The sequence below is a fragment of the Agrobacterium larrymoorei genome, assembly GCF_030819275.1.
In the GTDB taxonomy this organism is placed as follows: Bacteria; Pseudomonadota; Alphaproteobacteria; order Rhizobiales; family Rhizobiaceae; genus Agrobacterium; species Agrobacterium larrymoorei_B.
Map to the genome: position 1 here is coordinate 2,556,694 of NZ_JAUTBL010000002.1, position 21,565 is coordinate 2,578,258.

At 59.8% G+C, this 21,565-nt stretch carries 19 protein-coding genes and 1 pseudogene; 6 read left to right on the plus strand and 14 right to left on the minus strand.

Annotated features, from left to right (window positions below; translation table 11 throughout):
- Positions 1 to 83 precede the first annotated feature (83 nt).
- The 6 genes from QE408_RS21035 to QE408_RS21060 all read right to left on the minus strand — a co-directional run bounded on the left by QE408_RS21035 (position 84) and on the right by QE408_RS21060 (position 5,067).
- Positions 84 to 860 carry a MetQ/NlpA family ABC transporter substrate-binding protein gene (locus tag QE408_RS21035; protein ID WP_306934433.1) on the minus strand — a complete coding sequence of 259 codons (777 nt, stop codon included), beginning with the start codon at positions 858 to 860 and terminating at the stop codon, positions 84 to 86.
- Positions 861 to 924: 64 nt separating this feature from the next.
- Complete coding sequence (locus QE408_RS21040; RefSeq protein ID WP_306934434.1) at positions 925 to 1,593, minus strand: methionine ABC transporter permease; 669 nt, start codon at positions 1,591 to 1,593, stop codon at positions 925 to 927.
- The gene (locus QE408_RS21045; RefSeq protein ID WP_306934906.1) at positions 1,583 to 2,623 is read right to left on the minus strand and encodes a methionine ABC transporter ATP-binding protein; all 1,041 of its coding nucleotides are present in this window, start codon (positions 2,621 to 2,623) and stop codon (positions 1,583 to 1,585) included. Before QE408_RS21045 ends, QE408_RS21040 begins: the two co-directional genes overlap by 11 nt.
- Before the next feature lie 337 nt (positions 2,624 to 2,960).
- Positions 2,961 to 3,593, minus strand: a complete 633-nt coding sequence (locus QE408_RS21050; protein ID WP_306934435.1) for an NAD(P)H-dependent oxidoreductase — start codon at positions 3,591 to 3,593, stop codon at positions 2,961 to 2,963.
- Between the two features lie 166 nt (positions 3,594 to 3,759).
- Entirely contained in the window at positions 3,760 to 4,092 is a 333-nt protein-coding gene (locus QE408_RS21055) for a DMT family transporter (RefSeq protein ID WP_306934436.1), read from the minus strand.
- A 138-nt stretch (positions 4,093 to 4,230) separates the two neighbouring features.
- Positions 4,231 to 5,067 (minus strand): alpha/beta fold hydrolase, encoded by an 837-nt coding sequence (locus tag QE408_RS21060; protein WP_306934908.1) that lies wholly within the window; start codon positions 5,065 to 5,067, stop codon positions 4,231 to 4,233.
- 265 nt (positions 5,068 to 5,332) lie between these two features.
- Here QE408_RS21060 and QE408_RS21065 point away from each other — a divergent pair, with 265 nt between their 5' ends.
- Complete coding sequence (locus tag QE408_RS21065; protein WP_306934909.1) at positions 5,333 to 6,376, plus strand: GlxA family transcriptional regulator; 1,044 nt, start codon at positions 5,333 to 5,335, stop codon at positions 6,374 to 6,376.
- An 87-nt stretch (positions 6,377 to 6,463) separates the two neighbouring features.
- On the opposite strand, the gene QE408_RS21070 is transcribed toward QE408_RS21065, so the two are convergent.
- The 6 genes and pseudogenes from QE408_RS21070 to QE408_RS21095 all read right to left on the minus strand — a co-directional run bounded on the left by QE408_RS21070 (position 6,464) and on the right by QE408_RS21095 (position 12,478).
- The gene (locus tag QE408_RS21070; RefSeq protein ID WP_306934437.1) at positions 6,464 to 6,751 is read right to left on the minus strand and encodes a YciI family protein; all 288 of its coding nucleotides are present in this window, start codon (positions 6,749 to 6,751) and stop codon (positions 6,464 to 6,466) included.
- Between the two features lie 74 nt (positions 6,752 to 6,825).
- A complete protein-coding gene (locus QE408_RS21075; RefSeq protein WP_306934438.1) occupies positions 6,826 to 7,410 on the minus strand; it encodes a TetR/AcrR family transcriptional regulator in 585 nt (194 codons plus the stop codon).
- A 160-nt stretch (positions 7,411 to 7,570) separates the two neighbouring features.
- On the minus strand, positions 7,571 to 8,881 hold the full coding sequence (xylA, locus tag QE408_RS21080) for a xylose isomerase (RefSeq protein ID WP_306934439.1): 1,311 nt from the start codon (positions 8,879 to 8,881) through the stop codon (positions 7,571 to 7,573).
- A 247-nt stretch (positions 8,882 to 9,128) separates the two neighbouring features.
- Positions 9,129 to 10,584 (minus strand): annotated as a pseudogene (gene xylB, locus QE408_RS21085) (xylulokinase).
- Positions 10,585 to 10,665: 81 nt separating this feature from the next.
- Positions 10,666 to 11,688 (minus strand): LacI family DNA-binding transcriptional regulator, encoded by a 1,023-nt coding sequence (locus tag QE408_RS21090; protein ID WP_306934440.1) that lies wholly within the window; start codon positions 11,686 to 11,688, stop codon positions 10,666 to 10,668.
- Positions 11,689 to 11,797: 109 nt separating this feature from the next.
- Positions 11,798 to 12,478: a helix-turn-helix transcriptional regulator gene (locus tag QE408_RS21095; protein WP_306934441.1), complete on the minus strand. Its 681-nt coding sequence runs from the start codon at positions 12,476 to 12,478 to the stop codon at positions 11,798 to 11,800.
- A gap of 83 nt (positions 12,479 to 12,561) precedes the next feature.
- Here QE408_RS21095 and QE408_RS21100 point away from each other — a divergent pair, with 83 nt between their 5' ends.
- Complete coding sequence (locus QE408_RS21100; protein WP_306934442.1) at positions 12,562 to 13,158, plus strand: hypothetical protein; 597 nt, start codon at positions 12,562 to 12,564, stop codon at positions 13,156 to 13,158.
- A gap of 81 nt (positions 13,159 to 13,239) precedes the next feature.
- Here the strand turns inward: QE408_RS21100 and QE408_RS21105 are convergent, their stop codons facing one another.
- Together QE408_RS21105 and QE408_RS21110 are read right to left on the minus strand one after the other, a co-directional pair.
- Positions 13,240 to 14,823 (minus strand): DHA2 family efflux MFS transporter permease subunit, encoded by a 1,584-nt coding sequence (locus QE408_RS21105; RefSeq protein WP_306934443.1) that lies wholly within the window; start codon positions 14,821 to 14,823, stop codon positions 13,240 to 13,242.
- A 33-nt stretch (positions 14,824 to 14,856) separates the two neighbouring features.
- Entirely contained in the window at positions 14,857 to 16,083 is a 1,227-nt protein-coding gene (locus QE408_RS21110) for an HlyD family secretion protein (RefSeq protein WP_306934444.1), read from the minus strand.
- Between the two features lie 145 nt (positions 16,084 to 16,228).
- On the opposite strand from QE408_RS21110, the gene QE408_RS21115 reads away from it, so the two are divergent.
- The 4 genes from QE408_RS21115 (at position 16,229) to gltX (ending at position 21,541) form a co-directional block, all read left to right on the plus strand.
- Positions 16,229 to 16,900: a TetR/AcrR family transcriptional regulator gene (locus QE408_RS21115; RefSeq protein ID WP_306934445.1), complete on the plus strand. Its 672-nt coding sequence runs from the start codon at positions 16,229 to 16,231 to the stop codon at positions 16,898 to 16,900.
- 158 nt (positions 16,901 to 17,058) lie between these two features.
- Positions 17,059 to 17,811: a TerC family protein gene (locus tag QE408_RS21120; RefSeq protein ID WP_306934446.1), complete on the plus strand. Its 753-nt coding sequence runs from the start codon at positions 17,059 to 17,061 to the stop codon at positions 17,809 to 17,811.
- Between the two features lie 294 nt (positions 17,812 to 18,105).
- Complete coding sequence (locus QE408_RS21125) at positions 18,106 to 19,878, plus strand: SLC13 family permease (RefSeq protein WP_306934447.1); 1,773 nt, start codon at positions 18,106 to 18,108, stop codon at positions 19,876 to 19,878.
- A 205-nt stretch (positions 19,879 to 20,083) separates the two neighbouring features.
- Positions 20,084 to 21,541 carry a glutamate--tRNA ligase gene (gene gltX / locus QE408_RS21130; RefSeq protein WP_306934448.1) on the plus strand — a complete coding sequence of 486 codons (1,458 nt, stop codon included), beginning with the start codon at positions 20,084 to 20,086 and terminating at the stop codon, positions 21,539 to 21,541.
- Positions 21,542 to 21,565 lie beyond the last annotated feature (24 nt).

Genomic DNA, 21,565 nt, shown 5'->3' on the forward strand with positions numbered 1-21,565 from the left:
CGTACAATTCTGCCACTTTTGCAAGAAAAAGCCCCTGCCGCGGTTGCGGAAGGGGCGTGTTTTCCAAACCGGGTGCCGGTCGATTACCAAGACGGGATGACGGTGCCGTTGTACTTTTCCAGAATGAAATTCTTCACTTCCGGGCTGTGGTAAGACTCCACCAGCGTCTTGACCCAAGGCTTGTCCTTGTCTTCCGAGCGAACCGCAATCACATTCGCATAGGGAGACTTTTCGCTTTCGATGGCGATCGAATCCTTCTTCGGGTTGAGACCGGCGGCGGTTGCATAATTGGTGTTGATCACCGACGCGTCGGTATCGTCCAGCGAACGCGGCAGTTGTGCGGCGTCGAGTTCGACGATCTGGATGTTCTTCGGGTTCTCGGTGATGTCGGCTGGCGTGACCTTGAGGCCGACAGCTTCGTTCACCTTGATCAGGCCCTTGGAAGCCAGAACCAGAAGCGCGCGGCCACCATTGGTCGGGTCGTTCGGGATGCCGACGGTTGCGCCATCCTTCAACTCGTCCAGGCTCTTCACCTTCTTGGAGTAGACGCCCATCGGCGTGGTGATGGTGGTGCCGACGCTGACGAGATCGAACTTGCGGTCGGCGATCTGGTTGTCGAGATAGGGCTGGTGCTGGAAGGAGTTGGCCTGCAACTCGCCATCGGCCAGCGCCTGGTTCGGCACGACGTAGTCGGAGAATTCGAGGATCTCGATGTCGAGGCCCTTGGTGGCTGCAATCTTCTTCACCTGCTCCATGATCTGCGCATGTTCGGCAGGTGTTACGCCGACCTTGATGGTTTCAGCCAGCGCGCTGCCGGCAAAAAGAGCTGCGAGAGAAGCAGCGATAATAAGCTTTTTCATATGTTGTCTCCTTGGGTTTATGGTTTGGTCTCGGTGAGCACCGGTTGCTCCGGTGCTTCGTTTTTCAGGTCTTGCGGTTGCGCTTGTCGAAGCTGCGGGCAAGCGCGTCACCTGCGCTTTGCACCAGCTGAACCAGCACGATGAGGACGATGACCACCGCCAGCATCACATCCGGCATGAAGCGCTGGTAGCCATAGCGAATGCCGAGGTCTCCAAGCCCGCCGCCGCCGACAGCGCCCACCATCGCCGAATAGCCGATCAGGCTGACGAGCGTGAGGGTCAGCGCGAGCGTAATGCCGGGCTTGGCTTCGGCCAGAAGCACCTTGGTGACGATCTGAAGCGGTGTCGCACCCATGGCGCGCGCCGCTTCGATCAGCCCCTTGTCCACCTCGCGGATCGCCGCTTCCACCAGCCTTGCAATGAAAGGCACGGTCGCGACGGTGAGGGGCACGATGGCGGCATTGGTGCCGATCGATGTGCCAGCAACCAGCCGGGTGAAGGGAATGATCGCCACCACCAGAATGATGAAGGGCGTGGAGCGCGCCGCATTGACGATGAAGCCGATAATGCGGTTCGTCATAGGCGCTTCGAACAGCTCGCCCTTGCCGCTGGTGGCGAGAAAGATGCCGATCGGCAGTCCGAGCACGGACCCGACGATGCCGGAAACCGCCACCATATGCAGCGTCTGGATCAGGCCTTTGAGGAGAATGTTGAACAGCATATCAGGCGACATAGCCAAGCACCTCCGTCGTCAGGCCCGTTTCGTCATAGAAGTGTTTCGCCCGTGCCAGAACCTCGGGCGTTGCCGGGTAGGACACGACCAGCGAGCCGAAGGGCGCCCCGGCAATCTCTTCGATGGTGCCCGCCAGAATATTCACATCCGGGCCGATCTCGGCGACAAGACGTGCAGTGAGAGGCTGGAACGCCGTATCGCCGAAGAAGACGAGACGCACCAGAATGCGGTCGCCTGCTGCTGCTTCACTCTTCAGGCCGGACGTGACCCAATGCGGCAGCTTGACGCCGACGGCGGACGACAACAGGCTGCGTGTCGTCTCGTGGCGCGGATGGGTGAAGATATCGAAGGTGGAGCCCTGCTCGACGATCAACCCCTTGTCGATGACGGCAACCTGCGAAGCGATGGTCTTCACCACCTCCATCTCATGGGTGATGAGCAGCACGGTCAGGCCAAGCTCGGCATTGATGCGCTTCAACAATTCGAGGATCGATTGCGTCGTTTCCGGATCGAGCGCTGAGGTCGCCTCGTCGGAGAGCAGCAGCTTCGGCTCAGTCGCAAGCGCACGTGCAATGCCCACACGCTGCTTCTGGCCGCCGGAAAGCTCTGCCGGATAGCGCTTGGCCTTATCGCCGAGACCGACGAGATCGAGCAACGGTCCGACTTTGCGCTGGATCTCTTGCCTCGAGACACCCGAAATTTCCAGCGGCAGCGCCACATTGTCGTAAGCCGTGCGCGACGACAGCAGATTGAAGTGCTGGAAGATCATGCCGACCGAGCGGCGAAGCGAGCGCAAGCCGCCCTCGTCCAGCGCGCCGACATCGACGCCATCCACCACCACCTTGCCGGATGTCGGCCGTTCCAGCCCGTTGACGAGGCGGATCATGGTGGACTTGCCGGCACCCGAACGGCCGATAATGCCGGAAATGCCGCCACGCGGGACGACGAAATCCACGCCTGCAAGCGCGGTGAAGGCGGGCTCTTTGCCGTTGCCGCCAAAGGTTTTCGTCACAGCCTCGAACGCCACCATCGGGTCGGCTGTCGAGGTCGGGATAGGACGCGCTGCGCCCTTACTGATGTCGGAATTCATGCCATTGCTCTTGAGGAAACTGTCTCTTCATTCCGGCCGACGGCCCATCAGGCCACAACCGTTTACGCCGCCATAAGGCACATTCGACAATGAAAGACATCTGAGAGCATGGTCAACTTTCTGAAGACGATGACTTTCACGCCGAACCTGCGAAGGCTTTAGCGTTTCGGCCATCTGTGTATCGCATACATGCCGGTATGCGATACCGATTTATAGGCAGAATATTTCAATTATCCGCGAATGACGGAAAAATCTGCCCGAAAGGCCCAGGCGTGGCTCAGTCGACCTTGGTCACGAACTGATCCAGCGGACGGCGGATCTTCTTCAGATTGACCAGCCAGTCGCCCTCTTCCTGACGATAGCCAAGCGGCAGGATCGTCACCGAGCGCAGGCCCTTTTCGCGAAGGCCAAGAATCTCGTCCAGCTTGGCAGGCTCGAAGCCTTCCATCGGCGTTGCATCCACGCCTTCGAAGGCGGCTTGGGCAACAGCCATGCCGAAGGCGATATAGGCCTGGCGGGCAGCGTGCTCGAAGTTTGCCTCCGGATCGCGATCCGGGTACATGCCAAGCAGGAACTGGCGGTACTTTTCCCAGCCTTCGTTCTTGAAGCCGCGCTCCTCATTGGTGAGGTCGAACATGTGGTTGATGCGCTCTGGCGTGTAATTGTCCCAGGCGGCGAATACGAGGAGATGCGAACCATCGGTGATCTGCGCCTGGTTCCAGGCAATCTCCTGGATCTTGGCGCGAACCTCAGGATTGGTCACGACGATGATTTCGAAGGGCTGGAGGCCGCTTGAGGTCGGAGCCAGACGCGCCGCCTCGATGATGCGGTCCACCTTGTCTTCGGACACAGACTTTGCGGGGTCCATCTTCTTCGTGGCATAGCGCCAGTTCAATTTATCAATCAGCATAGAAACTCCTTCGCGGGCCAGCCTTTGAGCGTCGACGCGACGGATCCGGCCCTTGTGAAACGAAGCACAGATAGGCGCTATTGCAGCGCACACAAGAAGGCACGGAAATGTAACCATGCGACATGGTGAGCAGTTGCAGCGCAGAAAGCCTCATCGCGCAGGATCTTCAATGGGCGGAGCTTTTGGACAACAGGTTGAGGACGAGCACACCGGCAAGGATCAGCGCCATGCCGACGAAGCCCCAGAAATCCACCCGCTGACCGAAGACGAACCATCCAAGTGTCGCCGTCAAGACGATGCCGCCGCCAGCCCAGATGGCATAGGCCACGCCCACCGGAATGCGATCGAGGATCATCGACAGGAAGAAGAAAGCGGCACCATAGCCGATGACGACGGCGATGGAGGGGATAAGGACGGTGAACCCTTTCGATGCCTTGAGCGACATGGTCGCGACGACTTCGCTGATCACAGCAAGGGCGAGAATGGCATAGGCGGGCATGGGCAATCTCCAATGGAAGAGACCGCTAAACATCAGAAATTGCAGCGCCCGTCACCATCACAGTTTCGTGATATATCCCGCTTGAAGTAAAGGCCGCTGGCAGAGCGTTTGCCCCAGCCAGCGGCCTTTTGCGTTGTCTTACTTCTTGGCGAAGGCCAGAAGATCGGCGTTCAGCACATCGGCGTTCACCGTCAGCATGCCGTGGGAGAAGCCCGGATAGGTCTTCAACTCACCGTTCTTCAGAAGCTTGATCGACTTGTGCGCGGAGTCCGCAATCGGAACGATCTGGTCGTCTTCGCCGTGCAGCACCAGCGTCGGAACGCCGATCGCCTTCAGGTCTTCCGTCTGATCGGTTTCCGAGAATGCCTTGATGCCATCATAATGGGCCTTTGCGCCGCCCATCATGCCTTGGCGCCACCAATTCTGGATCACGCCTTCATGCACAGTCGCGCCGTCACGGTTGAAGCCGTAGAAGGGGCCAGCCGGAACATCGCGGAAGAACTGCGCGCGGTTGGCGGCAAGAGCCGAACGGAAACCGTCGAAGACCTCGATCGGCAGACCTTCTGGATTGGCCTCGGTCTTCAGCATCAGCGGCGGAACGGCGGACACCAGAACCGCCTTGGCAACGCGCCCTGCCGGTTCGCCATGCTTGGACACATAGCGGGCAACTTCGCCGCCGCCGGTGGAATGACCGATATGGATGGCGTTTTTCAGGTCCAGCGCTTCGACAACGGCAAAGGCATCGGCGGCGTAATGGTCCATGTCGTGACCTTCCGACACCTGCTCCGAGCGGCCGTGACCGCGCCGGTCATGGGCAACGACGCGGTAGCCGTTGGCGAGGAAGAACAGCATCTGCGCGTCCCAGTCGTCGGAAGACAGCGGCCAGCCGTGGTGGAAGACAACCGGCTGCGCGTTCTTTGGACCCCAGTCCTTGTAGAAGATCTGCACGCCGTCTTTGGTGGTAACGTATGCCATGGTGATTTCTCCTTGTGCTGAATTGGTTGCTGCATAGGCGGATGAAAAATCGAGTGGCGAGAGTGCGGCTCCGGCCAGTGCCGCGCCGCCGATCAAGACGGTGCGACTCGACATAAAAAAGCGGTTGGCATCATTGGTTGTCCCTGATTCCGTCATCGCGCTCTCCTGTCAGGTCATGCCTGGTTGCTGTTGACTTGAACAAGCTAGCGCCTTGCTCTACACAAAACACGTGGCGCAAATGACTTTATAGAAGGCAAAAGTGACAATGGTGCAAATACAGGAGAACAGCCAGCAGCCCGACGCCCAGAAGACCGTAACGGTGGCGATGGATGCGACTGATGCTACGAATATCAGCACAATCGAAATTGCGCTACTCATCTATCCGGACTGTCAGCTGGCGGCGATCTACGGGCTGACCGATCTCTTCAGCATTGCCTCCAGCTGGGCCATGAGGCTGGAAGGGCGCAGCGGCGAAAGCAGCATCCGCATCAGCCACTGGAAGATGGAAGGCAGCACGGTCGCTTGCATCTGGGACTCGCATCCGGACCAGCCCCACGCGCTGCGCTATGTCATCGCGCCACCCAGCATCATCATGCCCGAGAAGATGCAGAGCATGACACCAGCGTCGGAATGGCTCTCAGCGCAGCACGCGGAGGGCGTGACCGTCTGCTCGGTCTGTGCTGGCGCTTTCGTGCTGGCTGAAACCGGCCTCATCAACGGACGGCGCGCCACCACCCACTGGGCTTTTGCCGACAGGCTGTCGGAGCGCTTTCCCGGCATCGACGTGGCGCCCGACAATATGATCATCGACGATGGCGACGTGATCACCGCTGGCGGCATTCTCGCCTGGGCCGATCTCGGCCTGCTGCTCGTCGAAAAACTTCTCGGCCAATCGGTGATGCTGGAGACCGCCCGCTTCCTGATTGTCGATCCGCCGCGGGCCAGCCAGGCCCGCTACAAGGCCTTCCTGCCGCGCTTCGACCATGGCGACCGCGAGGTGCTGCAAATCCAGCACCAGTTCCATGCCACACCGGAACTACAAAAGAGCGTCGGCGAACTGGCAGACAGCGTCAACCTCTCGGAACGCACCCTGCAACGCCGCTTCTTCCGCGCCACGAAACTGAAGCTCACCGAATATCACCAGAATGTCCGCATCATGAAGGCGCGGCAACTGCTGGAAACCACCAACGGCTCCATCGAATCCATCGCCTGGTCCGTCGGCTACACCGACCCCGCCGCGTTTCGAAAGATCTTTGGGCGACTGACGGGGACGACGCCGAATGTGTATCGGGGGGATGTGCGGGTGTGAGTTGAACTCCGTAAATGCTAAAGAATCGTAAGCCTTGGGTGACGGCATCATTAGGCGCATCATTCTCTAGTAGGACTGCCGACAAGATTATCCCTTGAGAAACAGAAGCCGTTCATCGACGCGACCTGGCGTCACCTCATGGATCTCGGCCTGCACCACCCGCTCCGCCACAAACGGATCTTCCTGAAGGAGCGCCTCAAGGCGTTCCTCATCGATATTGTGGGCAAGAAGCGTTCCGCCCGCGTTCGGCTGAAGGCTGCCTGCAAGCAGGAATATACCGCTATCGAAACCTTTTCTAATCCAGGCATTGTGCTGCTCCAGCAACTGAGAAGCCTTCGCCTTGTTGTCGGAGAATCTGAGAAAGACAATGAACATGACGTTTCCTGTTGTTTGAACTGGATTGGAAAGGAGACAGGAGACAATCGCGCCCCGATGCGACATCCATATGCTTAGGGCGAGCTTTCGAGACGTTCGGTTTCGATATGCTTCAACCATTCCTTCATCTGGGCAACCTCGCGCTCAACGAAGTCCTGATCCTGGAATGCGTTGAAAAGGGTCGCTGCGCCCTGGCTTCGAGAAAGGAGATGCATGGCCAGCATATCGGCATCGTCTTCCCGACCGAGCGCGACAAACTGACGACGCAGCCACATGCGGAACAGTGTAAATAGTCGTCCCGCATCCGGCTGGGCCGGATGATTCAGCTTCGCCAATTCGCTCGTCAAAGTGCCGATGGGGCAGCCATATAGTTTGATCTTATCCCCATTGACGATCAGAATATCGATGAAACTGTTGATCCGGTCCGCCGGTGTCCTGCCCTCTATCTCCCATCGTGTCAGCATGGCGCCGCGATCAGCCAGACGTTTTTCAATCACCGCTTCGAGGATATCGTCCTTGGTTTTGAAGTGATGATAGAAGTTGCCGCGAGAAATCTTCACCAGTCCGGCAATGCCGGCGAAAGATGTATGGTCAAAGCCTTTTCGATAGAAAAGGTCATCCGCCACCTTGACGATCTCCTCGCGTGTCGTCGAACCCACCGCCGCCCCCAGACTTAAAGAACACAATGATTAGGTCAGTTGTCCTAATGACTTTTAGGACAACTGACCTAAACTTGTCAACGCGAGGCACTTAAAAAACATCACCCCGGATTTGACCCCGGGGTGATGCTCTCATTTTTGAATGCCGCGTTCGCAGACCTCAAACGTAGCGGTTGACCACGTTTTCGAGATATTCCTGGCGACCGGACTTCGGCTCGGGGTTGATGTTTTCCCGCTCCACCTTGGCCGCGATCTCTTCCAGCTTCATTTCGCCGCGCAGCATCTTCTGGGCTTCCGGCTGGTCCCACTTGGCGTAGCGCTCAGCAAGCGGCTTGGAGAGCGCGCCGTCTTCCACCATCTTCGCCGCAGCCTTGAGGCCGCGGGCGCAGCAATCCACGCCGCCGATATGGCCGATCAGCAGATCTTCCGGGTCGAGCGACTGGCGGCGCAGCTTGGAATCGAAGTTCGTGCCACCGGTGGTGAAGCCGCCGGCCTGCAGGACCTGGTAGTAAGCAAGCGCCATTTCCGGCACGTTGTTGGGGAACTGGTCGGTATCCCAGCCGGACTGGTAGTCGTTGCGGTTCATGTCGATCGAGCCGAAGATGCCGAGCGTGTTGGCCAGCGCCAGCTCATGCTCGAAGGTATGGCCTGCAAGGATCGCGTGGCCCTGTTCGATGTTCATCTTCACTTCGTTTTCGAGGCCGTACTTCTTGAGGAAGCCGTATACGGTCGCGACATCGTAATCATACTGATGCTTGGTCGGCTCCTGCGGCTTCGGCTCGACGAGGATCGTGCCCTTGAAACCGATCTTGTACTTGTACTCTACGACCATATGCAGCATGCGCGCCATCTGGTCGAATTCACGCGACAGGTCGGTGTTGAGCAGCGTCTCATAACCTTCGCGACCGCCCCACAGAACATAGTTCTCGCCGCCGAGCTTCATCGTGGCGTCCATGCAGGTCTTGATGGTGGCTGCCGAATAGGCAAACACATCCGGGTCCGGATTGGTGGAGGCGCCGGACATGAAGCGGCGGTTGGAGAACAGGTTCGCCGTGCCCCAGAGAAGCTTGACGCCTGTCTCTTCCTGCTTCTTCTGCAGGTAGTCGACGATCTCGTTGAGGTTCTTGGTGCTCTCGGCAAAGGTCTTGCCTTCAGGACGCGCATCCGCATCGTGGAAGCAATAGTAAGGCGCGCCGAGCAGGCTGAACATTTCAAACGCCACATCGGCCTTCAGCTTGGCCTTCTGCATGTCATCGCCAAACCATGGACGATCAAAGGTGCGTCCGCCGAAGGGATCGCTGCCCTCCCAGGCGAAGGAATGCCAGTAGGCGACCGCAAAGCGCAGATGGTCTTCCATGCGCTTGCCGGCGACGATCTCATCTGGGTTGTAGTGGCGGAAGGCCAGCGGATTGGTGCTTTCGGGGCCTTCATATTTGACCTTGGCGATATCGCCGAAAAATCCAGTGCTCATTGTTGCTTCTCCCTTGGTAATGCGTGGTGTGTCGGTAGAGGGTGTGGTTCACCCCCCTCTGCCCTGCCGGGCATCTCCCCCTCACGGGGGGAGATCGATTCGTGGTGGGCGCTCGACCCCATCGTGATCGCTATCGATCCCAGCGAGGCCGTAATGGACGTGGCGCCGGTGAGCCCAGCCGATCTCCCCCCGTGAGGGGGAGATGTCCGGCAGGACAGAGGGGGGTAAACCCCACCCTCAACCCCGCCTAATGCGAAAGCGGCTTGATCGCCGGATAAAGCGCCCGATATCGCCCGTAAGCCTCTTCGTAAGCGCCTGATAGCGATGTGACCGGCTCGATCGTCTCCTCCGTCTCCGGCTGGCTGCAGACCGCAAGCGGATCGGCCCCCGTCGCGGCAATCAGGCCGAGACGCGCAGCCCCGAAGGCCGCGCCGAAATCGCCTTCCGCCGGAATATCGACCGGCACGCCAAGCGAGGTCGCAATCGAGGCCAGCCAGTAGCGCGAGCGCGAGCCGCCACCGATGGCGGTGACGCGCGAGATGGAGGTGCCTGCCGATTTCAGCGCTTCGAGATTGTCGCGGATTGCGAAGGTCACGCCTTCCAGCACGGCCTGCGTCAGCGCCTTGCGGTCGCTCTCATGCGAAAGGCCGATGAAGGAGCCGCGAATGGCCGCGTCATTGTGCGGGGTGCGTTCGCCGGAAAGATAGGGCGCGAAGGTGACGCCGGTCGGCGCTTGCAGGTCGTCGCCCAACTCGCTGGAAAGCTCAGACGCGGATTTGCCGGCAATGCCGGAATACCAGTTGAGCGCATCGGTGGCCGACAGGATCACGCCCATCTGGTGCCAGGTGTTGGGCAGCGCGTGGCAGAAGGCGTGAACCGCACTCTCCGGCTTCGGCAGGTAGGAGGCATTGGCGGCAAAGAGCACGCCCCGACGTGCCGAGCGACACAAAGGCGTGGCCTTCGGCAACCGTGCCCATGCCGCAGGCGGATGCGGCATTGTCGCCAGCACCGCCAGCGACGACCACTTTGCCGGAAATGCCCCAGGCAGAGGCCAGCTCGGAGCGCAGCACGCCCGCCTCATCCGTGCCTTCCACCAGCGACGGCATATGCGTCTCATCAAGATCGGTTGCCGCAAGCAGCTCGGAAGACCACTTGCGCGCACCCGTATCGAGCCAGGAGGTGCCGGCAGAGTCCGACATTTCGGAAATATATTCGCCCGTCAGCCACAGCCGCAGATAATCCTTCGGCAGCAGAACCTTGGCGACCTTGGCAAAAATCTCAGGCTCGTTGTTCTTCACCCAAACGAGCTTCGGCGCAGTGAAGCCGGGGAAGACGATATTACCAGTGATCTGGCGAAAGCGCGGGTCCGTGTCGAGCTTCGCAGCTTCCGCGTAGGATCGCGTATCGTTCCACAGGATCGAGGGGCGAAGAACGTCGCCGCTCGCATCGACCAGCGTGGCGCCATGCATCTGACCGGAGAGGCCGATGCCCTTGACCGCCGAAAGCTCGGCCGGAAACTTCGCCTTCAGCCCGGCAATCGCCGTTTCGGTCGCCTTGATCCAATGGGCCGGATCCTGCTCCGACCAGCCGTGATGCGGACGCGAGACATCCAGCGCGCCATTGGCGGAACCGATGACCGTCTGATCGCCATCGATCAGCAGCGCCTTCACGCCGGATGTGCCAAGATCAAGACCGAGATACATATCGTCCTCCAAGATTGGATGTGAATGTGCTGGAGCAGTTCCAGCCGGGCCGTGCCCGAAATGGGTTGAAACGAGGGTCGCTCAAGGCAGATTGTCCCTCAGGAATATGTCGATACGGATACGCTCCTGCGCCTCGATGACGGCAAGCCCATCGGCGCGGGCCTTGAGGACGCGAATGGCGCTGCGCACCTCATGACCTGCATCCTGGTTCAGCACCGCATCCAGCGTGCCATCGCGAAGTGCTGCGGCGGTCGTGTCGTTCAGTTCGTGGGCAATGACGCAAGGTCTCAAACCGTCATGCGCTTTCAGCGCCCGGATCAGACCGCGATTGCCCGCGCCAAGGCTGTAGAGCCCGGCAAGCGTGGGATTGTCGCGCAGAGTGTCTCCGACCAGCGCTTCCACCCTCTCGGCATCGTCGCGCCCTTCCAGAACCGGACGGATGGAGAGATGTGGAAACTCCGCCTCGATCACGCCCTCGAAGCCGGCAAGACGCTCGCGGTGATCCTTCACCAGCATGGAGCCCGCCAGAACCGCGATCTCGGCCTCCTCCTTGGGCAGGAAGCGCCCCATCAGGCTTGCCGCCGTGCGGCCCGCTGCGGCGTTATCGACGCCTGCAAAATGATCGCGCTTCGAGCCCGTCAGATCCGACACCAGCGTGACCACGGCAATGCCGCTATCGGCTAGGCGATCCGTCGCCTCCACCACATCCTCGGAATCGATCGCGACAAAGGCAACGCCCGACGGCTTTTCCAGCCGCGCCACATCCAGCGCCTGGGTCAGTGCCGCCGCATCGAAGGGCGGCACCTCGATGATGCGGATCGACGTGCGCTCCACATAGGAGCGCGAGGCCGCACACCTCACCTCGTTGCGAAGCCCGGCCATGAAGGAATTGTCGTTATTGGGAAGAATGAAGACCAGCGCATAGCTGCGCCCTTTGGCAAGATTGGCGGCTGCGATATCGCGCACATAGCCAAGCTCGGAAATCGCCGCTTCCACCTTGGCGCGGGTCAGCTGATGCACGCCCGGACGCAGATTAATCACCCGGTCGACGGTGGCGAGACTGACCCCTGCCTTTGACGCAATATCGTGAACTGTCGGCTTCATGCTTCCTCCCGGCGCAACGTCATAGAGGAGTTTCTGAGGTACGTAAATCAGAAAATGATGTACGTACCTCATGAAGAGCCTCATGCGCCGGGGCGGCCACTCTTACCGATCATGTCAAGGTTTGCAGATAGTCCTCGAAACGCTTTCCCTTTTCCGGACGGAAGTGTTTTCCCGTCCGCTCGACGCCTTCGATCCGGTCGACACGCAAATTGCGGAAGTCATTCTTCGTTTCGCACCAGATCGTCAAAAGCCACACCTCGTCGAAGACAGTCAGGCCCAAAGGGCGGGCAAGACGCTGGCTTCTGGCCTCCTTCAGATCGAGGTATCGAATATCGAGCAAGGCTTTTTCTCTGATGGCTTTTCGCAGGAAACCGAGATGGACGCCGGTTTTCGTATCCCCGGGGGCATGCTGCGAAACGGCGCGAAACGGCAAACGCGCATATGCCTCGCCAGCTTCGCCATCCATGACGGCGCTGACCTTGGCCGACACACGCCTTGCGGCGTCAGACAATTCCCCGTCTGCCCGCGCCGCGATCAGCCGGGTGCCCAGCATAATCGCCTCCAACTCGTCCGCATCGAATTGCAGCGGCGGCAGAAAATATCCGCGTTCCATGCAATAGCCGATACCAGCCTCCCCGCGCACGGGGGCGCCCATGGCCTGTAGGGTTGCCATATCCCTGTAGATCGTTCGAAGCGAGACATTGAGGTCAACGGCCAATGTTTCGGCTGAAACCGGGCTCAGCCGACCGCGAAGATTATCCAGCAATGCGAAGAGTCGAAGCGTGCGCATATCTCATCAATCGCATATCACTCCTGCCGGAAACTGTCAGGATGAAAACCGTATGACCCGGCTCCAAACTCAAAGGAGCTGTCATGACCACGTTACTTTATAAAATCGTGACCTACACGGTCACGGATGAGAACGAAGCAGATGCCGCACGCGACGCGGCGCGGGAACGGCTTGCGACCTTTCCCGGCTTCATTCACTGGTCTCCATTCACGCGGGTGGACGACGCGTGCACCCGCGTCGATCTGGTGGCGTGGCGCAGCCTGGAAGAAGCCAATTCGGCGGCGAGAATGGTTGCGAGCGCTGCCGAATTCGCCGGCTTCCGGGCATCTGTCTCCAGTTGTATCAGTATGCAGCATTACCGGCTGCCGCCGGTCTCTCAACACCCTATCGCCAACGGGAGCGGTGTGGAAATCGGACGCTTCCGCCTAAAACCGGGAGTAGACGAGGCCGACATGCGCAAGGCCCATGCTGCGATGGTGGAGAGCCACCTCTCGCGACAGACGGGCTGGCGCCGCCAGCATCTGGTCAAGCTCGATGACGGGGTGTTTCTGGATCTCGCCTTTGCGGATGCGCGCCTGAGCGCGGAAGAGATTTGTTCGAGCTGGAACGGGCAGCCGGACTGCGATGCATTTCTTGCATTGATCGAACCTCAGAGCATGGAGTTCGGCACCATGCTGTAGGCGTCGTGAAAATAGCCCCCCCGAAAAAAAGGGGCCACCGTTTCCGGTGACCCCACATGCGCTGCGGTGGATAGGTAAACCTCAATGCGCCGCGTCGGGCGGCGGGGCCGCCTTCGGCTTTTTGATCAGCACCGTCAGGAAGATGAGGCCGGTGAACAGAAAGGTCAGCAGCAGGAAGACATCGGCAAAGGCGAGGATCCAGGCCTGTTGCGATACCACGCCGACGAGCTTCTTGATCGCTACCGAGGAGCCGTCGAGGCCATAGGAGTCGTAATTGCCGCCGACGCTGCTCAGCCAGTCGAGTGCTGCCGGATTGCCGTAATTCACATGCTCGGCAATGCGGACATAGTGGTCGTCGGTGCGCTGGCTGAGCAAGGTGTTGATGATGGCAAGACCGACCGCGCCGCCCAAGTTACGCGTGAGGTTGAAGAGACCGGATGCGTTCTTGATGCGGGCGGGCGGAAGCGTGCCGAGCGCGATGTTGTTGATCGGCACCATGCACATCATGAGACCGAAACCGCGCAGGATCTGCGGAATCAGAAGCTCGTTGAAGTCCCAATCGGCCGTGACATGCGTCATGATCCAGGTCCCGGCGGCAAAGCTGATGAAGCCGATCGCCATCATCACCCGCGGATCGAGCTTGGCTGAAAGCCGCCCTGCAATCGGCGCGGTGAAGAACATGGTCAGACCCGAAACGAACATCGTCTCGCCGATCATCAGCGCGTCATACCCGCGCACGCGACCCAGATAGAGCGGGTAGAGATAGGTCAGGCCATAAAGACCGATACCCATGACGAAGGAAAACAGCGAGCCGATGGAGAAATTTCGGTCGGCGAAGGCGCGCAGATCCACCACCGGGAAATCCACCTTGAAGGCCCGCCAGAAGAACACAACTGCCCCGATCGTCATGGCAATCGCGGCAATGACGATATTCTCGTCATTGAACCAGTCGTTGTTGTTGCCCTCTTCCAGCACATATTCCAGCGATCCGAGGAAGACGCCCATGGAGAGCAAGCCCCACCAGTCGAACTTCTTCCACAGCGAGGTTTCCGGCTTGTCGAAATCGATCAGGCTCCAGGTCAGAATGGTGACGATGATGCCGGGGATGATGTTGACGAGGAACAGCCAGTGCCAGGAAAAGGCATTGGAGAGATAGCCGCCGACTGTCGGGCCAATGGTAGGCGCAAGCGTCGCGACAAGACCGATGATCGGCGACACGATGGGGCGCTTGGAGGGCGGAAAGATGGTGAAGGCCGCGGCAAAGACCGACGGGATCATGCCGCCGCCGATGAAACCCTGGATCGCGCGATAGACGATCATCTGGTCGATATTCGTCGCGGTGGCGCAAAGCGCGCTGGAAATGGTGAAGCCCGCCGCACAGGTGGCAAACAGCACGCGGGTGGAGAGGATGCGTGCCAGCGTGCCGGACAGCGGAATCATGATGACTTCCGCAATCAGGTAGGAGGTCTGCACCCAGGCGATCTCATCCGATCCGGCACCGAGACCGGCCTGGATCTCGGCCAGCGAGGCCGAGACGATCTGAATGTCGAGGATCGACATGAACATGCCGAAGACCATGGCGAAGAACGCGATCAGGCGTCTTCGATCCATCGGCGGATCGACGGCGGCCGTGGTGCCGCCGCTCATGCTGGCTGTAGCCGCCATAATGCTTGTCCCTACCTTGATCCGGGCCGCCGGTTACTTGGACTGGTTCTGCGCTGCCTGGGTGTCGGCCTGCTTTGGTGCCGTGCGCGTATCGACATCGACAACGACGCTCAAGCCCGCACGCAGGTGGTGCTTGTCGATGTCTTCCTTGGAAAGAACGATACGCACCGGTACGCGCTGGATCACCTTGGTGAAGTTGCCCGTGGCGTTTTCCGGCGGCAGCATGGAGAAGACCGAGCCGGATGCCGGCGAGATCGACTGCACCGTGCCTTCGATCGCGTCATCGTCGAAGGCATCCACATGCACCTTCACCTTGGAACCGGGCACGACTTCAGCGAGCTGCGTTTCCTTGAAATTGGCATCGACATAAAGCTGGTTCATCGGCACCAGTGAAGCCAGGCGCTTGCCAGCAGAGACGAGATCACCGGTCTGGACCGAAAGATTGCCGATCACGCCGTCATAGGGCGCGCGAAGCACGGTGAAGGAGAGATCGCGGGCTGCCTTGTCACGCGCCAGCTCCAGCGATTTGATCGAGCCTTCGGCCTCTTTACGCTGCGCCTTCAGGAGCGCGATATTGGCCTCAGCTGCAACCACATTTGCCTGACCGGCAGCGAGATTCGCCTTGGCCTGCTCAAGTGCGATGCGGGCATTGTCGGCGGATGCGGCGGTGCCGACATCCTTGGACTGCAACTCGGTGGCACGCTTGTTGTTGATCTCGGCACCCTGCAGAGCAGCGTCAAGCGCACCCTTCTGGGCAACGGCCTGTGCCAATGCTGCCTCACCGCCTGCGATCTGCGCGTCGATGCGGTTCAAGGACAACTGCTGCGTGGCAAGCTGCGCCTCGGCCTGTTCCAGTGCAAGGCGATAGTCGCCATCATCCAGCGTCACCAGCGGATCGCCAGCCTTGACCTGCTGGTTGGCAACAATATCCACCTTCGCCACATAGCCGGAAACCTTCGGCGAAATCACCGCGATGTCGCCATGCACATAGGCGTCGTCGGTCGACACCATGAAGCGGCCAGTCGTCCAGTAGTCGTAGCCATACCACGCAGCGCCTGCGAGCAACGCAAGACCGATGATCGGGAGAAGGAAGGGCTTACGCTTCTTTTTCTGAACAGGCGGCTGTACGGGCGCTGCGGCCTTCGCGGCATCTGCCGGACGGTTTTCCTCAGTGCGGGCCTCAGCCTGGACTCTGGTCTGGGCTTCTGCTTCTTCAGACGAATTGATCGCCCGGACTGCGCCACTCTTTTGAGACGACATGGTAGACACCTGGTTATACGAAATTTGTTGAACTGAACCGTTCGGTTCGATTGACATAATCGGTTTTAACCCACATATCAAGTGGCATCGAACCACTCGGTTCGATATATTGAATCGGGTGTTAACCGCGATCGGACGGAAGACGATGACAGAGAAGGTAATCGAGGACGCATGTTCGGCCGCCGCATCGGGTGGACGCTTTGCGGCGGGCGAAGACCCCTCCAAGCGTGAACAGATCCTCGATGGCGCGTGGCGCATGTTCAGGCAAAAGGGCTTCGATGCCGCCAGCATGAACGATATCACCCGGGAAGCCGGGGTTTCCAAGGGTACGATCTATGTCTACTTCGCCAATAAGGAAGAGTTGTTCGCCGCTTTGATAGACCGGCACCGGCGCGAATTTGCCGAATCCATGCGCGATATTCTGGCCGGCACCGAAGAGGTCCACGAAGGTCTTCGCCAATTCGGCACCGCCTTTGCCACACGGTTGGTTTGCACGGACATGATACCTGCCATGCGCTCACTGCTTGGCGTGATCGACCGTATGCCCAACCTGTCGCGCCGTTTTTTCTCCTCCGCACCGAACAATGTCCGCATCGTTCTGGAAGAATTCATTCGCCATCACATTGAAAATGGCAGCCTCCAGGTCGATGACATCGAGTTGGCCGCCCGCCAGTTCATCGAACTCTCCACCGGCACCTTCTTCAAATTCCGCCTTTTTGGCGAACTCGAAGGCCCCGTGCCCGATGATGAACTGGAACGCGTGATCTCCAGCGCCATCCGCGTCTTCATGGCCGCTTACGGAACAAAAGCCGCCTGAAGCCATTGAGCCTTCCGAGTCAGTCTGAAGCGCCGCCGGGAACCTCTCCTGACGGCGCTTTTGACATGCTTGCGTCGCAACTTATTCGTTATAGATTGCCCATTATCTGCGTTATCACCGTCGAATAATAACCTTCAGTTGAAAGGAAGTCCGGCCCGATGGAGTCCATCGTCCCTCTTTTGTCAGATCCCACCGCATGGGTGGCGCTCGTCACCCTCATCGTCATGGAAGTGGTGCTGGGTATCGACAACCTGATCTTCATCTCGATCCTGACCAACAAGCTGCCGGAAAACCAGCGTGAAAAGGCAAGGCGCATCGGCATCGGGCTGGCGCTCATCATGCGCCTTGGCCTGCTCGGCACTGTCGCCTGGATCGTGCAGCTGACGGAGCCCGTCTTCGAAGTCTTCGGCCAGCCCTTCTCCTGGAAGGACATCATTCTTATCGTCGGCGGTCTCTTCCTTGTCTGGAAGGCCACCAAGGAAATCCACCACAATGTCGACCCGATCGACCACAAGGAAGACATGGTCGGCGGCAAGGCGGCGATTACCAGCTTCTCGTCGGCCATCGTCCAGATCCTGCTTCTCGATCTCGTCTTCTCGGTGGACAGCATCATCACCGCGGTCGGCATGACCCCGCACGTGCCGATCATGGTCGTCGCCGTTGTTGTCGCCGTCACCGTCATGCTGCTCGCCGCAACCCCGCTTGCCAACTTCATCGAGCGCAACCCAACCGTCGTCATGCTGGCGCTCGCCTTCCTGCTGATGATCGGCACGACGCTGATCGCAGAGGGCATGGGCTTCCATGTGCCGAAGGGCTACGTCTATGCCGCCATGGCGTTTTCGGCGCTGGTGGAGGTGCTCAACATCGTTGCGCGCAACTCCAAGCGCAAGAAAAGCAGCACCCTGCATTGACGCTTCAAAGACAGCCCGGAGCCCGTAACTGCTGCGGGCTCCGGCAAAACCTGGGATTCTCACCCCCCGTCACGCTAGAGCGTTTCCTTGTTAAATAGAAACGCTCTAGGGCTGAGGGATAAGCAATCTCAAAGACTTGGCCCGGCACCGGCCCGAACACCGCCTGCACCAGTCGCTCCGCAAAACCCGCTATGATGTCAGGAACAAGTGGCACGGCGCCCGCGTTCTCGATGCACCCCTTCCCGGGTCATCCCGGCACTGCGCACCCGCAATGCCCTCCTGAAAGTGCCCCGCATGACCACAGAGCAGATCCTCGCCTTCACCGTGATCGCTGGGATGATGGTCGCTTTCATTTGGGACAGGTTCCGCTACGATGTGGTGGCGTGCAGCGCGCTTCTGGTGGCTGTCGCCGTCGGCGTCGTTCCCTTCGACAAGGCCTTTTCCGGCTTCTCCGACGATATCGTCATCATCGTCGGCAGTGCGTTGATCGTCAGCTCCGCCGTGGCGCGCTCCGGCATCGTCGATTTCGCCATCAAGCGCTACCTGCCGGAAATGCGCTCCAAGGGTTTGCAACTTGCCTTCCTGATGGTTGCGGTTGCCGTGATGTCGGCCTTCATCAAGAATATCGGCGCGCTCGCCATCATGATACCGGTCGCCTTCCAGTTTGCGCGCAAATCCGGAAGCCCCGTCTCCTTCTATCTGATGCCGATGGCCTTTTCCGCCCTACTCGGCGGCTTGATGACCCAGATCGGCACCTCGCCCAACATCGTCGTATCCCGCCTTCGCGAGGAGATGACCGGACGAAGCTTCACCATGTTCGATTTCACGCCCGTTGGCCTTGCGCTGACGGTCTTCGGCATCCTCTTCCTCACTGTGGGTTATCGTCTGCTGCCCGTGCGGGCAAAGCAGCAGGCATCGCTTGAAGATATTCTCGACAAGGCAAGCTACACTGCTGAAGCGACACTTGCGCCCGACAGCGTGCTCGCAGACAAGCCGCTGCGCGAGCTCCTGAAGCTTGGGGATGGCGACGTGATTGCCAGAACCATTCTGCGCGGTCCCCGCCGCATCTCGCCCTTCCCCGATGTGACGTTGAAGAGCGGCGATACGGTGATGCTGGAAGGCAGCCCGGAAGGGCTCGACCGGATGGTGTCCCAGGCAAAGCTCATCCTCTCGGGCAAACCGCTGACCGACAAGGGCGAGAAGGTCGTCGATCTCGTCTCCATGGAAGCCGTCGTCAGCAATGATTCCCACCTGAACGGCATGTCGGCGCGCGAACTGGCGCTCTCCTATACGCGCGGCGTCAATCTGATTGCCGTCTCAAGACGCGGCGAGCGGGTCAGCGAACGCCTGAGCGATCTCACCCTACAAGCCGGCGACGTGCTTTTGTTGCAGGGCAGCCGCAAGAACGTGCCGCTGATGCTGCAGGAATTTTCGCTGCTGCCGCTTGCCCAGCGCGAAATCCTGCTTGGGGTGCAGCGCCGCGCCTTCATGCCGCTGATCGTGCTGGCCGCTGCGATGATTGCCGCCGGCAGCGGCCTGGTCCCGGTCTCGGTCGCCTTCTTCGCCGCCGCCTTCCTGATGATCGTGGTGGGCGCCATTCCTCTGACGGACGTCTACAAGTCCGTCGATGGCCCGATCCTGGTCATGCTGGCGGCTCTCATTCCCGTGAGCGACAGTCTGAGAACCACAGGGGCAAGCGAGCTGATCTCCCATTGGCTTGGCAGCGTCGCGCAAGGCCTGCCGCCGTTTGCCGCACTTGGGTTGATCCTGCTCACCGCCATGGCCGTCACACCCTTCCTCAACAATGCCGCCACCGTTCTGGTCATGGCGCCGATTGCCGCGGGATTTGCCACGACACTCGGCTTCAAGCCCGAAGCCTTCCTGATGGCGGTGGCCATCGGTGCCGGCTGCGATTTCCTCACCCCCATCGGCCACCAGTGCAACACGCTGGTCATGGGACCGGGCGGCTATCGTTTCAGCGATTATCCGCGCCTTGGCTTGCCCCTCTCCTTCATCATTGTCATCGTCAGCATTCCCATGCTGCTTTACGTCTGGCCGGTTTCCTGAGAAGCATGCGCCATTCCAGCGGCGAGACAGTCTTTTCTTGACGTCTGCGGCGTAATATGGCCTAAGCCATGCCCAATGGGATGGTGTGAAATGGCGCTTGATCTTGCGCCTGTTTTTGCCAATCCTGCCGCATCCAACGTCAATTTCCGTGACAACAGGCTGATAACGCCTTGCGTCGCTGCAACGTCACGACGAGTGAATTTCAATGACCACTTCCGGCGTCCGCGTCCGTATTGCCCCTTCCCCCACCGGCGAGCCGCATGTCGGCACGGCCTATATCGCGCTCTTCAACTATCTCTTTGCCAAGAAGCATGGCGGCGAGTTCATTTTGCGCATCGAAGATACCGATGCCACGCGCTCCACGCGCGAATATGAAGAGAAGGTTCTGGAAGCGCTGAAATGGACCGGCCTCAAATGGTCGGAAGGCCCGGATGTCGGCGGCCCTTACGGCCCATACCGCCAGTCCGAGCGCAAGGACATGTACTGGCCCTACGCGCAAGAACTGCTCGACAAGGGCCACGCCTTCCGCTGTTTCTGCACCCCGCAGCGCCTGGAAGAAATGCGCGAGGCACAGCGCGCCGCCGGCAAGCCGCCAGGTTATGACGGTCTTTGCCTTCACCTGAAGGCGGAAGAAGTCACCGCCAAGATGGCGGCGGGCGAAGCGTCTGTCGTGCGCATGAAGATCCCGACCGAAGGCTCCTGCGATTTCCATGACGGCGTCTATGGCGATGTTTCGATCCCGTGGGAATCGGTCGACATGCAGGTGCTGATCAAGGCCGACGGCATGCCGACCTATCACATGGCAAATGTCATCGATGACCATCTGATGAAGATCACCCATGTGGCGCGCGGCGAAGAGTGGCTGGCATCGGTGCCGAAGCACATCCTGCTGTATCGCTACTTCGGCTGGCAGGAGCCGGTGTTCATGCATCTCTCTTTGATGCGCAACGCCGACAAGTCTAAGCTTTCCAAGCGCAAGAACCCGACCTCGATCTCCTATTATTCGGCACTCGGCTATCTGCCGGAAGCGCTGATGAACTTCCTCGGACTGTTCTTCATCCAGATCGCTGAAGGCGAAGAGCTGCTGTCGATGGACGAGCTCGGGGAAAAATTCGATCCGGAAGCCCTCTCCAAGGCCGGTGCGATCTTCGACATCCAGAAGCTCGACTGGCTGAACGGCCGCTGGCTGCGTGAGAAGCTTTCGCCGGAAGAATTCATTGCTCGCACGCTGGAATGGGCGATGGAAAACCAGCGCCTGACCGAAGGCCTGAAGCTGTCGCAGAGCCGCGTCTCCAAGCTTGGCGAATTGCCGAACCTCGCAGGCTTCCTGCTTTCCGGCGATGTCGGCCTGACACCGGCCTCCTTTGCCGGGCTGAAGAGCAAGCCGGACGAGGTCCTAGAGATCCTGACGACGGTCGCCACCGATCTGGAAAAGATGCCCGACTGGAACGTCGAGGCCATCGAAGCGGAGCTGCGTGATGTGGCCGAACGCACCGGCAAGAAGCTGCGCGTCGTTACCCCGCCGCTATTCGTCGCCATGTCCGGCTCCTCGCGCTCGCTGCCGCTCTTCGATTCCATGGCGCTGCTTGGCCGCTCCGTCGTGCGTCAGCGCCTGAAGGCTGCCATCGCCGTCGTGACCACGATGGTTGGCGCTGCGGGCTGATAGGACAGTGCGGGCACAAGACGT

Coding starts and splice junctions, on each gene's coding strand:
- QE408_RS21035 (WP_306934433.1), bottom strand. CDS start 860: ATGAAAAAGCTTATTATCGCTGCTTCTCTCGCAGCTCTTTTTGCCGGC.
- QE408_RS21040 (WP_306934434.1), bottom strand. CDS start 1,593: ATGTCGCCTGATATGCTGTTCAACATTCTCCTCAAAGGCCTGATCCAG.
- QE408_RS21045 (WP_306934906.1), bottom strand. CDS start 2,623: ATGGTGGCGTTCGAGGCTGTGACGAAAACCTTTGGCGGCAACGGCAAA.
- QE408_RS21050 (WP_306934435.1), bottom strand. CDS start 3,593: ATGCTGATTGATAAATTGAACTGGCGCTATGCCACGAAGAAGATGGAC.
- QE408_RS21055 (WP_306934436.1), bottom strand. CDS start 4,092: ATGCCCGCCTATGCCATTCTCGCCCTTGCTGTGATCAGCGAAGTCGTC.
- QE408_RS21060 (WP_306934908.1), bottom strand. CDS start 5,067: ATGGCATACGTTACCACCAAAGACGGCGTGCAGATCTTCTACAAGGAC.
- QE408_RS21065 (WP_306934909.1), top strand. CDS start 5,333: ATGGTGCAAATACAGGAGAACAGCCAGCAGCCCGACGCCCAGAAGACC.
- QE408_RS21070 (WP_306934437.1), bottom strand. CDS start 6,751: ATGTTCATTGTCTTTCTCAGATTCTCCGACAACAAGGCGAAGGCTTCT.
- xylA (WP_306934439.1), bottom strand. CDS start 8,881: ATGAGCACTGGATTTTTCGGCGATATCGCCAAGGTCAAATATGAAGGC.
- QE408_RS21090 (WP_306934440.1), bottom strand. CDS start 11,688: ATGAAGCCGACAGTTCACGATATTGCGTCAAAGGCAGGGGTCAGTCTC.
- QE408_RS21095 (WP_306934441.1), bottom strand. CDS start 12,478: ATGCGCACGCTTCGACTCTTCGCATTGCTGGATAATCTTCGCGGTCGG.
- QE408_RS21100 (WP_306934442.1), top strand. CDS start 12,562: ATGACCACGTTACTTTATAAAATCGTGACCTACACGGTCACGGATGAG.
- QE408_RS21105 (WP_306934443.1), bottom strand. CDS start 14,823: ATGGCGGCTACAGCCAGCATGAGCGGCGGCACCACGGCCGCCGTCGAT.
- QE408_RS21110 (WP_306934444.1), bottom strand. CDS start 16,083: ATGTCGTCTCAAAAGAGTGGCGCAGTCCGGGCGATCAATTCGTCTGAA.
- QE408_RS21115 (WP_306934445.1), top strand. CDS start 16,229: ATGACAGAGAAGGTAATCGAGGACGCATGTTCGGCCGCCGCATCGGGT.
- QE408_RS21120 (WP_306934446.1), top strand. CDS start 17,059: ATGGAGTCCATCGTCCCTCTTTTGTCAGATCCCACCGCATGGGTGGCG.
- QE408_RS21125 (WP_306934447.1), top strand. CDS start 18,106: ATGACCACAGAGCAGATCCTCGCCTTCACCGTGATCGCTGGGATGATG.
- gltX (WP_306934448.1), top strand. CDS start 20,084: ATGACCACTTCCGGCGTCCGCGTCCGTATTGCCCCTTCCCCCACCGGC.